At 28.0% G+C, this 15103-nt stretch carries 14 protein-coding genes and 1 other RNA gene; 11 read left to right on the forward strand and 4 right to left on the reverse strand.

The annotated features are described in order from the left end of the window. The first annotated feature begins 33 nt into the window (after positions 1-33). From MBVG596_RS03850 to rnpB, 8 genes are all read left to right on the forward strand, one after another. A complete protein-coding gene (locus MBVG596_RS03850; RefSeq protein WP_148664002.1) occupies positions 34-186 on the forward strand; it encodes a helix-turn-helix domain-containing protein in 153 nt (50 codons plus the stop codon). 117 nt (positions 187-303) lie between these two features. Continuing rightward, positions 304-1956 carry an IS1634 family transposase gene (locus MBVG596_RS00520; RefSeq protein ID WP_096385555.1) on the forward strand — a complete coding sequence of 551 codons (1653 nt, stop codon included), beginning with the start codon at positions 304-306 and terminating at the stop codon, positions 1954-1956. Positions 1957-2151: 195 nt separating this feature from the next. Beyond that, entirely contained in the window at positions 2152-2928 is a 777-nt protein-coding gene (locus tag MBVG596_RS00525) for an IS30 family transposase (RefSeq protein WP_096385558.1), read from the forward strand. Positions 2929-3324: 396 nt separating this feature from the next. Next, positions 3325-4761, forward strand: coding sequence for a pyruvate kinase (gene pyk / locus MBVG596_RS00530; RefSeq protein ID WP_096385561.1), 1437 nt, complete (start codon positions 3325-3327; stop codon positions 4759-4761). An 11-nt stretch (positions 4762-4772) separates the two neighbouring features. Continuing rightward, positions 4773-5525: a thermonuclease family protein gene (locus MBVG596_RS00535; protein WP_096385564.1), complete on the forward strand. Its 753-nt coding sequence runs from the start codon at positions 4773-4775 to the stop codon at positions 5523-5525. Between the two features lies 1 nt (position 5526). Next, entirely contained in the window at positions 5527-6357 is an 831-nt protein-coding gene (whiA, locus tag MBVG596_RS00540; protein ID WP_096385566.1) for a DNA-binding protein WhiA, read from the forward strand. Between the two features lie 40 nt (positions 6358-6397). Next, positions 6398-7351: a DNA polymerase III subunit delta gene (holA, locus tag MBVG596_RS00545; protein WP_096385569.1), complete on the forward strand. Its 954-nt coding sequence runs from the start codon at positions 6398-6400 to the stop codon at positions 7349-7351. A gap of 48 nt (positions 7352-7399) precedes the next feature. Continuing rightward, an RNA gene (rnpB, locus tag MBVG596_RS00550) (RNase P RNA component class B) lies at positions 7400-7665 on the forward strand. 61 nt (positions 7666-7726) lie between these two features. Here rnpB and MBVG596_RS00555 read toward each other — a convergent pair. The 4 genes from MBVG596_RS00555 to MBVG596_RS00570 all read right to left on the reverse strand — a co-directional run bounded on the left by MBVG596_RS00555 (position 7727) and on the right by MBVG596_RS00570 (position 11647). Further along, a complete protein-coding gene (locus MBVG596_RS00555; RefSeq protein WP_096385572.1) occupies positions 7727-9340 on the reverse strand; it encodes a CTP synthase in 1614 nt (537 codons plus the stop codon). Between the two features lie 100 nt (positions 9341-9440). After that, positions 9441-10262 (reverse strand): Cof-type HAD-IIB family hydrolase, encoded by an 822-nt coding sequence (locus tag MBVG596_RS00560; protein WP_096385575.1) that lies wholly within the window; start codon positions 10260-10262, stop codon positions 9441-9443. A gap of 97 nt (positions 10263-10359) precedes the next feature. Continuing rightward, positions 10360-10776 (reverse strand): transcription antitermination factor NusB, encoded by a 417-nt coding sequence (locus MBVG596_RS00565; RefSeq protein WP_096385578.1) that lies wholly within the window; start codon positions 10774-10776, stop codon positions 10360-10362. 7 nt (positions 10777-10783) lie between these two features. Further along, positions 10784-11647 (reverse strand): hypothetical protein, encoded by an 864-nt coding sequence (locus MBVG596_RS00570; protein WP_096385581.1) that lies wholly within the window; start codon positions 11645-11647, stop codon positions 10784-10786. A gap of 75 nt (positions 11648-11722) precedes the next feature. Between MBVG596_RS00570 and MBVG596_RS00575 the strand changes: the two genes are divergently transcribed. The 3 genes from MBVG596_RS00575 (at position 11723) to MBVG596_RS00585 (ending at position 15035) form a co-directional block, all read left to right on the forward strand. Then, complete coding sequence (locus MBVG596_RS00575; protein WP_096385584.1) at positions 11723-13279, forward strand: phospho-sugar mutase; 1557 nt, start codon at positions 11723-11725, stop codon at positions 13277-13279. A gap of 132 nt (positions 13280-13411) precedes the next feature. Continuing rightward, on the forward strand, positions 13412-13609 hold the full coding sequence (locus MBVG596_RS00580) for a hypothetical protein (RefSeq protein ID WP_096385587.1): 198 nt from the start codon (positions 13412-13414) through the stop codon (positions 13607-13609). Between the two features lie 46 nt (positions 13610-13655). Beyond that, positions 13656-15035 carry a cell division protein ZapB gene (locus MBVG596_RS00585; RefSeq protein WP_096385590.1) on the forward strand — a complete coding sequence of 460 codons (1380 nt, stop codon included), beginning with the start codon at positions 13656-13658 and terminating at the stop codon, positions 15033-15035. Positions 15036-15103: the final 68 nt, after the last annotated feature.

The following is a 15103-nucleotide window of genomic DNA, read 5'->3' on the forward strand; positions in this document are numbered from 1 at the left end:
GAAAAAAAGCTCCAAATTGGACAGGAACTTCGTATGAATTATAGCATTAAAAAATATACCCATATAACAAAAAGTGACAGAGAAGCAATTAAAAGTTATTTAGAAATAAATTTGTCAATAAGAAAAATTGCAAATATATTACATAAAAACCCATCTACAGTAAGCACCTGCGTTTCCCAGTTTTAAGCGATAAATTAATCTAATTTAACTATTTTTTTCACTCCATACTATATATAGTATGGAATTTTTCATATTTTTTAATTTTATAATTGCATTTAATTACATTTATGATATAATAAGAATATGGAAAAACAAGATTTGATGCTATTTAATGTTCATGGAAATAAAAAGGGCGTTTTATATAAATATGTTGGCTGGTCAAACGGATTCAATAAAAATCCAACAAGATGGTTTAGTTTAGGAAATGTAGAAAAACTACTTGAAATTAACGAAAACGCAATCGAGATAATAAAAAACAAACTTAAAAACTTCACTAGACAGGATAATCCAGATAAAGTTAAACATGCGCTTCTACACTCGATTGAAAAAGAAAAAATCCAACATACAAGTATTTGCGTTGGCAATGAATTAATAAGTGAATTTATTGAAAAACACAACATATTTAAACAATTAAAACCCACAAGACATAAAAATATGAATGAAATATTTAATTTCTTAGTGGCGAAAAGAATTATTAATCCCACAAGTATATACAACTCATTTAATGATTCAGATGAATATTCAACAAATATCTTTTCTTCTAAGAATAGCTTTTATAGACTTTTAGACATTGTTCACGAAAACAAAGACCAATTGCTTTTTTCAATAAATAAATTAGTTGAATCGGAAACAAAAAGTAAATTAGATGAAATCTATTTTGATTCATCTACAGTGTATTTTGAAAGTTTTAGCCGCGAAGGACTTAGGGTTCCTGGGTATTCTAAAGATGCCAAATTCAAAGAAGATCAGATTGTGATTGGTCTTGCGTGCGACAAAAATGGTATTCCTATTTACATGAAAGTTTTCAAGGGAAACACAGGTGATTCAAGAACAATGATTCCGTTTATACTGGAACTTGAAACTAAATTTGGCATAAAAAATATAACAATTATTGCTGATAGAGGGATGAGCACAAATGCAAATATTCGTTTTTTTGAACAAAGAGGACACAATTTTATAATCTCGTATAGAGCAAAATCTGGTAGCCAGCATTTTAAAAATTGGATTTTAGATCGCGAACGATACATTGGAGATTCCGAATTTAGATACAAAGAAACCGAATATGAATCTAATTGAAAAAACAAAAGATTTAATGGTAAATTAAGAAGAAGAATAGTAACTTTTTCAAAAACAAGAGCAAAAAAAGATAGAGAAGATCGCGGAATTTTGATTGAGAATTTCCGCAAAAAACAAGACAAAAGTGGTTATGTTGATTCTACAAAAATGTTGGGTACAAAAAAGTGCAAATTCTTTAAACAAATATCTAAGTTTAAATTTGAATTAGACTATGAAAAAGTAGCTAAAGATTCTGAATTTGATGGTATTTATGTTTATGAAACAAATATTTCAAATATTTCTGCTGAAAAAATTATTGAAAAGTATGCGAACCAATGAAAAATTGAAACAAACTTTAGAGCATTAAAAAGTTTTCTACAAATAAGGCCGGTTTATGTAAGACTAGACGAACACATAATTGCACACTCAATATTATGTTTTATATCACTAGTTGTATTAAAGCTTATTACTTATAAGATAAACAAGTTTTATGAGGATTATGGTGTAATTGACCATTTATCTGAGCAAAAACTTATTAATATATTATCCAAACTAAGAGAAAGAGTTGATATCAACTCAAAAACAAAAGAAATTATTAAAAGACAAAGAGAAGATTCAAAAACAATAAAAGACATTTGAAGTGAATATGATCTTATTAAAAAAATTGTAATTAAAAAATAGCACAAAAATAACGAAAAGCGCTATAAATAGGGCTTATTCGTTATTTTTATTATTTGAAACTGGGAAACTCGGGAAAACCCATCTACAGTAAGCAGAGAAATAAAAAGAAATTTAGATAAATTTGGGAAATATTCCCCATTTTATGCTGATATCAAAGCCCAAAAACGCCATTATCATAAATATTATTTTAAATTTTTGAATAGTAAATATAGTGAATTTAGCGAATTATTTCTAAAAAAATTTGACAAAAAATATTATGGGGTAAAACTTACTCATAAATATATAAAAGAGAATTTTAAAATTAAAATTCCTTGCTTAAAAACAGTATTTAATTGAATCAAATCAAATAAATGAATAATCAAAAGATCTAATTTATTGCGTTCGTCATATAAAAAGGGTGGAAAAAGACATGCAAGCGTAATTAGTCGCCTTGTAACATCAGCCGATTATGTATTTCCGATATGAACAAGACCTAAATCGATAGATAAACGTGAAGAATATGGTCATTGAGAAGCTGATATGATAGTTGGGAAAAGAGCTACTGGATATAACAACATTCTTACTTTAACAGAGAGAAAAACCAGAGTCGGTTTTGCGATTTTGATACCAAGTAAAAACCCAATGAAGGTGAATGCGGCATTAAGAAAACTCGTTTTAGAAAGACAATTATTAGTAAAAACTATCACTATTGATAATGGCATAGAATTCGAAAAAATAGGTATTTTGGCAAAATGACTCGATATAAAAATATATAGAGCTGAACCATACGCCTCTTTTCAAAGAGGGTCAAACGAACACTGGAATGGACTTATAAGACGCGAATATAAAAAAGGATTTGATTTTAATCAAATTTCGCAAGAAATATTGGACCAAATTACCAAAAGAATAAATGATATGCCTAGAGAAATTTTGGGTTGAAAATCTGCCAATGATTTATTTATTGAGGCCAACTTTTACGGCATAGTATGATAGTTGATTGTTATCTTGCACATGATCCATACGCTTATGCGAGCCGACTGTCTCTTTCTAACCCCAAACCCCTTACATAAGGGGCTTTTCAACATAAGCTGTATTATTTTTTACAACCCCAAACCCCTTGAAAAGGGGCTTTTCTTTCTTTCTAACCCCAAACCCCTTACATAAGGGGCTTTTATGCTAACTACTATTTGCAAAAAAAGAAAAAAATATCATTAAAATGTTAAAATAAAAAAGCCAAGTGCATGTGTTGCACTTGAACTTACTATTTAGGTAATGCTTTAAAGGCATTATTTTTAGTATTAATTATGAATTTTCAAAAAAAAATATACTATTTTATATGTATAAATAATATTTAATAATTTAATTTAAATATCTGGAGGATTTTACAATATGAAGTTAGATAATCATAAACAAAAATTAACAATAACATCAGGTCCTGCGAGCTGTGATTTAGAAACAATGAAACAAATCATTGCCGCTGGCGCAACAGTTATAAGAGCTAATTTTAGTCACGGCTCAATTGAGGAACAAAAACTTAAATTCGACACTGCAAAACAAGCTGCTAATGAATTGGGTGTGAATATTTCTCTAATGTTAGACACAAAAGGACCAGAAATTAGAGTTGGTAAAATGCGTGATGGTGCAGTTGCACTAAAATCAGGCCAAGAATTAAAAATTTTAACAACAACCGGTGAATATTTAAATGTTATTGGTGATGAAGAACGTGTTACTGTTAGTTATGACATGAGTCAAGACTTAAAAGTTGGAGATACAGTACTTTTTGATGATGGTAAATTAACATCAAAAGTAATATCAGTTAAACCTGGTATTGTAACAGTTGAATTAATCAATTCACACACATTAAAAACAAACAAGAGAATCAATCTTCCAAATGTAGACTTTTCATTACCATTCCTAAGCGAAAAAGACATTAATGATGTAATTTTTGGTGCTGAATATGGTGTTGATTATGTTGCTGCTTCTTTCGTAAATAATGCTAAAAACGTCAAAGATTTAAGAGATTTACTAAACAAACATGGCGGTCATGAAATTCAAATTATTTCAAAAATCGAGAGCCAAATTGGTATTAATAACATTGACGAAATAATTGAAGCTGGTGAAGGTATTATGGTTGCTAGAGGTGATTTAGGTTTAGAAATTCCTTATTATGAAGTACCATATTGACAAACTCAAATCATTGATAAATGTCGTGCCGCAAACAAAGTTTGTGTTGTTGCAACACAAATGCTTGATTCACTAGAAAATAACCCTCAACCAACTAGAGCTGAGGTCAGTGATGTTTATTGAGCAACTAATTATGGTGCTGATTCAACAATGCTTTCAAATGAAACTGCAGCTGGTAAATATCCAGTAAGAGCAGTCGAAGTAATGAAAACTATTAATAAAAAAGCTGAAAACGATTTTTACAATAGTCGCAAATACACAAAATATGTTGAAAAATTACTTGCAAAACTAGACCTTGACAACGAACAAGATATTAGAGTGTCAAAAATAGTTAAATCAGCAATGAATGGCGAATACAAATACACAATTGTTGTTTCAAAAGATGAGTCAATTTTACGTAAATTATCTAATTTTAGATTGAATACAACTTTTATTGGTGTTATTTCTAATGAAAGAGCAGCGACAACTTTTGGTTTAAACTCAGGTGTTAAAATCATTAATGACACTGCAAAAATTTATCAAAATATAATTCATGATAACAATAAAGTTTTAGATATTGAACCAATGCTTGAACATGATGTTGATGATTCATACTTATTAGTTGTTGAAGACAAAATAACATTCAAAAAATTCACTAAATAGGTCAAAATAAAATGAAAAAAACAAAAAAATTAATTCTATTTAGTCTAACTATTGGTTCTTCGTTATTTGCTCAATCTTGTGTACAAAGTCAATCAACTGAAAAACAAAAACAAAATGATGACAAAAATTTAATCCCGCCAAGAAATTCCGCAGATTTAGATAAAAAACTTGCTGAATTAAAAATTAAATATGAAAATAAATTACCCTATGAAATATCTCAAAAATTTGAACACAATAAAGCTATTGAAGTTAAAATAGTTAACGTAAGAGATGGAGATACATTTGATTTTGTTATAGAAAATTTCGGTGGTTCACACGCATTAAGATTTGCTGGTGTAGATACCCCTGAAAAAAGAACAAAGGATGGTAGAGGAAACTGGGTTGAAACCACTGGGCAACAATACGAATATGCTAAAAGAGCCTCAAGATTTACTGATTTTTTGTCAAATATTCCGCAATTTAAATATTTTGTAATTCCACAAAGAACAAAGGGTGGTCAAAATCACATTACTGACCATTATGGACGTATTGTTGGAATTTGCTACATTAAGTACAATGATAAATACATTAATTTAAATAGCGAACTAGTAAGACTTGGCTATGCTCGAAAAGGTTATATATCTCTATCAAGTAGTAGCAGATATTACACAAGCAATGATACATATTACTACCAACTTACAAGTTCAGAGGAATATGCAAAAAATAACAAGTTAGGAATATGATCAGAAGACGCAAACTTTAGCGAAATTTACCCACGTAATTAACATGAATAAAGATAATTTTACTCAGATAATTAAACAAGAACTATTTAATAAGAAGAAAAATAAAAGCGAAATCATGGAGTTTATTCGTGGTTTTGTTTTTGCTAATTACATTGAAAATGAATTCATTACGTTAAATATAACGTCAAAAGATACATTGAATAAATTATTAGATATGTTTAGTGCATTGAGTATTCCAGTTAAATGTAATAAAACACAAATATTTATTGAAAAAGACAAAATTGATTTATCAAACGAAATTAAAATTCCTACAATGTTTTATGCAGGTGTGTTTTGTGCTTCGGGCTCTATTTCAGACTTAAACCACTCTTCATACCACTTGCAAATTAGTGCTAATTACGAACGATGTGTAGATATTTTTATTAATAAATTAAATATTTATGAATTTGGATTTAGAAAAATCCAACACAATAAAAAGTTTGTAATTTACATTAAAAAACACGAAAAAATTTCTGATTTTTTAAAAGCGATTTGCGCTTTTGAATCAATGTTTAAATTCGAAGACGCAAGAATTCAACGGGACTTTGATAATTCAATTAATAGAATTAATAATGTTGATGTTGCAAATATTAAAAAAATAGTTTCGAGCAATCAAAAACATATTAAAAATTATGAATATATTATTGAAAAAGGACTAACAAATCAATTCAAAGATGAACAAATAAAATTATTTGATTTATTAAGCAAAAATCCAGAAGAAAGTATGATGTGACTTGCTTCTAATTTACAGGAAAAATACGGCATTAAAATATCTAAAAGTGGTGTTTATCTTTGACTGCAAATGCTTGATAAATTAGTTTCTAAACATAAATAATTTTATTTCAACAAACTTAGATTGATTATAATATTTAAATATGTACTTAATTTATGGCCAGGAAAACTATTTAATCAACAAAAAAATTAATCAATTAATTGAAGAAAACAAAGATGCTCAAGTAATAAATTTTTATTTCAATGATGCCAAAGCTAATGAATTAATTAGTCTAGTTTCAAGTTCAACTCTTTTTGACGACAAAAGACTAATTTTCATTCATGATTGCAATTATTTTTGGTCTAAACTAAATAAAAACGATACTGCAATTTCTTTATCATTAATTGACGCAATCAATTCAAATATGAATGATTTGGTAATTTTTGTTAATAATAATATTGATAAAAAAGACTCATTTTACAATAATAAATTTGTTGAATTTTTTCAATTGCACAATGGCAATACTTATTTTGCACAAGCGGTGCAAAATAACGAATTATTCAAACATATCAAAAATATTTGCGACGAAATTGGAGTTACTATTGACACACTTGCAATAAATTTATTAACCCAAAAATTACCTAATAATTTGTCAATTATTCATCATGAAATTAAAAAACTATCTATGCAAACAATAAACATCACTTCCGATGTTATAAACGAAAACATCAGTGCTGTATATGTAGAGGATACATTTGGTTTTTCAAATAGTATTGAAACAAACAATTTTTCATCAATTTGACGAAAATATAAGGAAAAAATAAATGAAGCAACTGATGTAACTTATTTAATTTCGCAACTAAGTCAATTATTGGTCTTAGCTGATCAAATTTACTTATTTTTAAAATGCAATAAAACACTTACAAATTTAGCTAACGAGTTAAAAATCAATCAATATCGTGTTAAAAAGGTTTATGGTTTGTTAAATATATTAGGTATTAAAAAAATCCATTCAATGATTATTGATTTAAATATTCTAGATTACGAAATCAAACATGCGAAAATCAATGCTGAATATGGTTTTGAACAATTTCTTATAAATCATTTTAAAGATTAGAAATTAATTGAAAATTTCTAAAAAAATAAATATGTATTATAATGAAAAAGCATTGGCCAACAGCTGCTGCAAAGTAGAGGAAAGTCCACGCTAACACTTTCTGCGATGAAAGTAGTGTTCATGCTAAGCCCAATAAGCTTAGGCCTAGACGACTAGTGCCACAGAGACGAGAAATGTGAAACGCGGTAAACTCCATGAGTTAGAAACCCAAATTTTGGTAGGGGAACATCTTAAAGAGAATTGAATCCAAAAGATGAGTCATTGACTAGATAAATTGTTGGCACCCGCAAGGGTACAGAACGTGGCTTATAGATGCATATACAGCTTGTCTGTATATTTTTTATTCAAAAAACGGCTTTTTTGAGCCGTTTTTTGCTATTTTTTGTTTTCGTATACAGCTTTTAAGAATTCATCGAATAAAGGATTTGATTTAATTACTCTAGTCGTAAATTCAGGGTGATATTGCACGCCTAAGTAAAATGGATGGTTTTTAATTTCGCAAATTTCAGCTACTTTTAACTCTGGATGAATTCCTGAAAAGATGAATTCGTTATCTTCAAGGCTATTACGGTATTTATCAGCAATTTCATAACGGTGACGATGTCTTTCATAAAAGACATCTTTACCATAAATTTTTTGAGCAAGCGTGTTGTTTAGTGCTACTATTTTGTCTTCACCAAGTCTAAGTGTTCCACCTAAATTCATAGTATCGCCATTTTCATAAAATGGAGTTAGGATAAATTCTTGTTCTTGACCATTAGTTGCGAATTCTTTACTTGTTGCGTTGGCTATTCCTTGTTTTCTAGCTTGTGCGATTGCCATTGCTTGGAATCCTAAACAAATTCCAAGAGTTGGTATTTTATTATCTCTTGTGTATTCGGCAACTAAAACTTTAGAATAAAAACCTCTAACACCGAAACCAGGTAAAATCATAACACCGTCAAAATTAGCTAATTTTGACTCAATATTTTCATTATTTATTTCACTTGAATCAATTATTGTGTAATTTAAATCAATATTTTGGTGTGCTGCTGCTATTTTAAGAGAAGAAATTATTGATAAATAAGCGTCTTCAAGTCCTGTGTACTTGGCAACAAGTAGTAAATTAACTTTTTTAGTTCTTTTGGCTAAATATTTATTTGTAAATTCATTTCACAAAATATTAGCGTTTTCAATTATTGGTTTATCAATTTTAAAGTGTTCATAAATTATTTTTACAATTCCGCTTTTTTCTAAAAATAGCGGAATTTCATATATGTTTGCTTTGTCAGGAATATTTATAACATTTGATGGCTTTAAAAATGCATTTTCACTTACTTTTCGAATTATTGATTCATCAATTCCTTCTTGTGAACGTAAAAGAAGTAAATTTGGATTAATACCAAATGAACGTAATGAAGCAATTGAAACTTGGCTAGGTTTCGACTTATACTCCTTAGAAGCACTCAAATAAGGAACAAATGCTAGGTGAGAAAACATTACATTTTCGGGGTATAAAGATGCAAATTTACTAATTGCATAAATATATGGGCTTGATTCAAGGTCGCCAACTGTACCGCCTATTTCAATAAGCATAAAATCTGGGTCTTTTTCTTTTGCTAAGTTTAAAATAATATTATTAATTTCATCAACAACGTGTGGCACTATTTGCACTGTTTTTCCATTGTAAAGTCCTTGTCTTTCCTTTTGAAAAATTCTTGTAAATATTCTACCCGTTGTAAAATTTGAGTCTTTTGCCAACTTAACATCAATAAAACGTTCATAGTGACCTAAATCTAAGTCAGTTTCACCACCATCACTTGTCACATAAACTTCCCCATGTTCAATTGGATTCATAACACCTGGGTCAATATTTAAATATGGATCAAGCTTCAACACAAAGATGCTAAAACCCTGTGCTTTTAGTAAATTACCAACACTAGCAGCAGTAACACCCTTGCCTAAACCACTTAAAACACCACCAGTAGTAAAAATAAATTTTGTTTTCATAATAACCCCTTATAATCAATAATTCAAATTTTACATTCTTTATATAAAATTTAATAAAAATAAACAAGCAACGTGTGTTTGCGAGTTTAAATTTGTAAAATTATTCAATATTTTTAAGTAAAAATTCACTAATTGAGTTTTCTTGATTGCTTTTAATTATTATATCAGCAGCATTTTTAGCTTCTTGTGTTGCATTTCCCATCGCAACACCAACTCCTGCGCCAATTAACATGTCAATATCATTGCCTGAATCACCAAAAGAATAAACATTTGCACTTTTAATCCCTAATTCATTTGCCACATAACTTAAACCAGTAAATTTATTGATATTTAATGCGTTTATATCTAGGTATACTTCATTTGTGTATTTAACACAATAATTTTCACCAATTTCAGTATTAACTCTATTGAATGCGTCAAAAATCTCCTCTTTAAAACCTCTTAGGGCGATTTGTACTATCTTGTCTTTATTAGTTTCAACAAATTTCTTTAATTCATCTTCTGATACAATATTTCAACTAGTTATATCCATAACATTTTGAACTTCTAGTCATTTTGGTTTTTGTGTGCTATTTAAATATGTTTTGCTTTCAAAAACCGTGTCAATTCGTATGCTAAAATCATGTTCTTTAGCAATTGTAAATAAATATTCAAATACTTTGGGGTCTACTTTACCTAAAAGTGTTACATTTTTGTTTGCTACATTGTATATTACTGTGCCATTTGAACCAATTATGTGGCTAAATGCATTTATTTTTTCACCAAGCGCATTTATTATGTTGTTTAATGCTCTTCCAGTGCAAACTGCATTATAATGCCCGTTTTTTTGAACTTCCAATAAAGCAGGATAAGTTGATTCATGCATGTTGTTTGCGTGTGTAAAAAGTGTCCCATCTAAGTCGTATGCAAATAGTTTTTTCATATAAATATTTTACATTAATTATGCTAAATTAATAATGTGTATTTTTCCTTTTCAATTGAATTTACTATTGATTTGCAATAAAAAAAGCCGTCTGGGCTTATTTTATGTATTTTCTTATTATTGCTTCGTTAATAACAAAAAACTTATATACATTGTCAATAACCTTATTGACATGCTTGTGTAAATTGTTTTCTTCACCAAAGAAATCTTTTGTGACTTCAATTGCCTCATTAATTGCAATTTTAGGGTCAATCATTAGTAATTCAAATGTTGCATTTAATAAAATTGCTCTGATTAATGGGCTTTCTTGCTCTCAAGTTTTTTTGTCTAAAAATCTAGAAATTATTCGTATTAAATATTCTTTATTTAAAGCAATTTTTTCAATTTGTAAAAATTGCTCGCTAGTTAGTTCATCATTTAATTCAAATATACTTTTTAGATTATATTGATTCAATAATTCACAAGAATATAAAACGTTAACTATTTCGATTCTATTTTTTCTTCGAGATTTCATAATAATATTATAGAGAAAATCTTACTTTCTGGTGGTCGATAAGGTATTTTTGTTTAAGAATTGCAATAGCTGAGTAAATTGGTGCAAGAATTACAATGTAAATTGGTAATATAAATATATCTTTAACAACTATTCTTAAGAATGTAATAATGAAGTCAACTCCATAACTTTTAAATTTGCCATTTTGAGCTTTATTTATGTAGTTATAGTATTCAATTCATGAAATTGTTCCTAAAATTCATCTGAACAATACAGCAACAACAATAATTATTGAAGTTACCATCAGGTAATTGTTTCATTTTTCATTTTTTGTTTTGGCATACAAAATTGTAAAAGCGAACGTAAAACCAAGAGTAAGCAATCCAAAAGCAGTTAATGTTATTAACACAATTGGTTTTGAAGCGCTTATTGTTTTATTGATAGCAAGTGCACCGTTTTCATCACTTCGTACAATGTAAACTCATAAACACAATGCAAAAGCTGCAATTATTGATAAATACGAAATGATAAAACGAGTATATTTTGAGTACTTAAACATTAAATAGTGCAATCATGATGTTAAAGCAATAAGCGGCGGCGTAATTGCATAAAGTCAATATCAACTACCAATACTTCCAGTCATTAACATTACAAAAGTATCAGCAATAACTGCTAAAACTGCACCTTTGAACCCCCCTAAAATAAGTCCATAAAAAATATACAAAATATATTCCAATGGTACAGGAATGGCTCTTAATATAGTGAATTTTGCAATCATCATAATTACAAGGTGCATTGCTAGCAACGCGGAAGCTAAAACTAACTCAAAAGGAGTTAATTTAAATATTTTTTTAAAATCATTTTTCTTTGTATTTATAGAAGTATTATTCATATAACCTCCTTGATTTTATACATTGTAATTGTAATACCAAATCAATTTTTTAAGCTTTTAATTTATAATTAATTTATGAAAAATACAAATAATTTAAAAGCAATTGATTTTGGTACTGCTGGTATTCGCGGAATAGTTGGTAAAGGCATTGATCATTTATCTGCTGCACACGTTCAACGAGTTGCTCATGGGTTTGTTAATTATCTATTAAAAAAATATGAAAAACTTGACAAAATTACAATTGTTATTGGTAGAGATAATAGAAGATTTTCAAATAAATATGCTAAATTGATTGCTAAAATAGCAGCAAGTTACAATAAAATTCAAGTGATTTTATCGCGTAAGATCACTCCAACGCCATTTGTTTCATATTTGATTATTTCAAATAAAGCTCAAGGTGGATTCAATATTACTGCTAGCCACAATCCCAAGGAATATAATGGAATTAAATTGTATAATGAACATGGTTCGCAGTGTTTGCCTGACGAGATTGAATTAATTAAAAAAGAATTCAAAGATTATTATACATACTCTGATGAATATCGCTGTGATGGTGTTTGACCTGTTGCTGGTAATATCCGAAACACAACAAAAAAAGAGTGAGATACTTATATAAATAAAGTATTAAATGTTGTCCTAAATACTGAATTTTCAAAAGAAATGGATAAAATTAAGCTTGTGTATTCTCCATTGCACGGAACTGGTTCAACAGTAGCAAATGAAATATTTAAGGGTTTAAATTTAGAACTAGACAAAGATGTTTTTTATGTTAAAGAGCAATTTATACAAGACCGTAATTTTAAAACTTGTTCTTATCCAAATCCTGAAAGAGACGATGTTTATGAATTAGGTGAAAAATTAGCAATCAAAAATAATTGCGATATTGTATTGGTTACTGACCCTGACGCCGATAGAGTTGGTGTTAAAGTTAGAGATAATAATAAATTTACATTGCTAACTGGCAATGAAACAGCAACTTTACTAATGAAATATTTGCTTGAAGTTAGCAAAGAAAAAGCTAATAACAAATATATGGTTTATTCTTATGTTTCATCTAATTTACCTGAGTTAATTGCAAAGAAAAGCGGATTAAAAACTTTTATTGTTCCAACTGGTTTTAAATGAATTGGTAAAACAATTGTTGAACAGCAACAAGAAATGTTTTTTGGATTTGAAGAGAGTTATGGTTCATTAATTGATTCTTCAATTGCTCGTGATAAAGATGCAATTCAATCAATTGTTGCCATTGTAAAAATGACTCAATATTATAAAAACCAAGGCAAAACTCTTATTGATGCTCTTGATGAAATATATCGTGAATATGGCTATATAGCAAGTAAGAGTATAAACATAGATATTGACCAAAATACTGATTTAAAATTGATTCAGGAAAAATTTAAACAATTGGGTTTTGAAAATAAAATCGTCCATGACTATAATTTAGAAACTGATTTTATGAAATCAAACATGATTAAAATCTCATTTGAAAATAAAGCAGATTGAATTGCTTTGCGCCCGTCTGGCACTGAACCAAAAATTAAATTTTATATTTTTGCATACGGCAACAATAAAGATGTGGCAAAAAAAACCCTTGATGAATATATCTCAAAAATCGGGACAATTGTAAATTAATAATTAGTTTAAAACACGAAGATACATAGGCTTCGTTTTTTATTAAAAGTAGTATAATAATATAAGAGTTTTTAATCAAAAATATGTATTTTAACAAAAAATTAAAATTAAAAGAAGGAACAAATATATTATATGAAATTAACAAAATTACTATTAACCTCCACAACAACTATTCTTCCAGCTTTAACATTAGTATCTGCTAAAGCTTCAAATGTTAAAAAGGAAGTAAATGACAATTCATTTGGAAGTTTACCAAATGCAATTAGAAACGTTCAAGGAAGAAGTGCCAACATAATGGTAACCCCCCCCCCACATTATTGCCACAGATAATTCAGATGAAGATGGATTAAAAACAGAACTAGATAGATGATTATTATTGGAAATCATTTACCAATTTGGTAATAATATTCATTCTAGTTCTATTACTAGTGAATTAGAAGAAAAGTACAGTCAATCTTCTAGAAATATAAAAAAGGCAATAGAATTATCTGAAAAGTATATTACAAATACAGCTCAACATATTCGTAGTAATGCTGTTTCATGAACTGAAATTAAGAAGTTTTTAAAAAACTATCATCATTATTTATTTTTTTTAGACCAACTTAAAGAAATTATCAGTATTGATAACAACAAAATTGTATCAAAAGTAGATACTTATTTTGCGGAAAAAGATCTTGCTAATAGGGATGAGTTAGATGGTGATTATTTAGATGTTTTAATGTGAGATGGTTGAAACTCTTTATTCTCTAAATCAATTAAACCACTATTAGAAGCTAAAGCTGCACATGATCAAGTTGTCGCTGAAAATACTGCTTTAAAAGGCGAAAATCAAAGTCTTAAAGATGGAGCTGCAAAACTAGAAGCGGAAAATGCTGCTTTAAAAGATGAAAACAATCAATTAAAAGATGATAAAGAAAATTCAAATAAAGATCAATATGATTTTTTAAAAGACATAAGAGCATGGAATATAGCTAATGATTATTTATTAAAATTTGGAATTTTGCATAATGATACTTTAAGTAAATTAGAGAAAAATTACACTGAATCTTCTGTAAATATAAAATACTTTATAATATTATTAGCTAATCATATTAGAGGTAAAATTGGAAAAATTTTCAATAATCCGAAAGAAATTGACAAATATGATATTTTTTCATTAATAAATACTTTTACTTTTTATAAGAATATTTTCTTACCCCAAATTGAAGAAATTATAAATCTAAATAATAATGAACTTATGTTAAAAGCAGATGCTTATATTGAAAAATTAAATTTAAAAGACGATAGTATTTCAGATGTTGATTTGCAAAAAGCTCTAGATGGCTGAAACTCTTTTGTCGTAACACTAATTAAACCACTATTAGATGTTAAGACCGCACACGACCAAGTTGTTGCACAAAATACCACTTTAAAAGCTGAAAATCAAAATCTTAAAGGTGAAGCTACAAAATTAAAAGCAGAAAACGATGCTTTAAAAACTGAAAATCAAAATATTAAAGATGAGTCTGCGAAACTAAAAGCAGAAAACGATGCTTTAAAAACTGAAAATAATCAATCAAAAAATGATAAAGAAAATCTTCAAAATCAATTTGATGAATTAACAAAAAAACACAATAAACTATTAGCTAATAGTAAAAAAGACAAGAATAAAATATTTATTTTTATAGTTCTTTTATTATCAATTAACATCATACTATGAGTGATAATCGCTTTAATAATTTTTAAAAAATCTTATAAAAACAAATCAAGCATTTAATTAGATAGTTAAGTAAAATTTAAAAAAGTTAACACTCAAAATAGGTGTTAACTTTTTTTGTTTTTAGT

The organism is Mycoplasmopsis bovigenitalium, from assembly GCF_002356075.1.
Taxonomy (GTDB): Bacteria; Bacillota_I; Bacilli_A; order Mycoplasmatales; family Metamycoplasmataceae; genus Mycoplasmopsis; species Mycoplasmopsis bovigenitalium_A.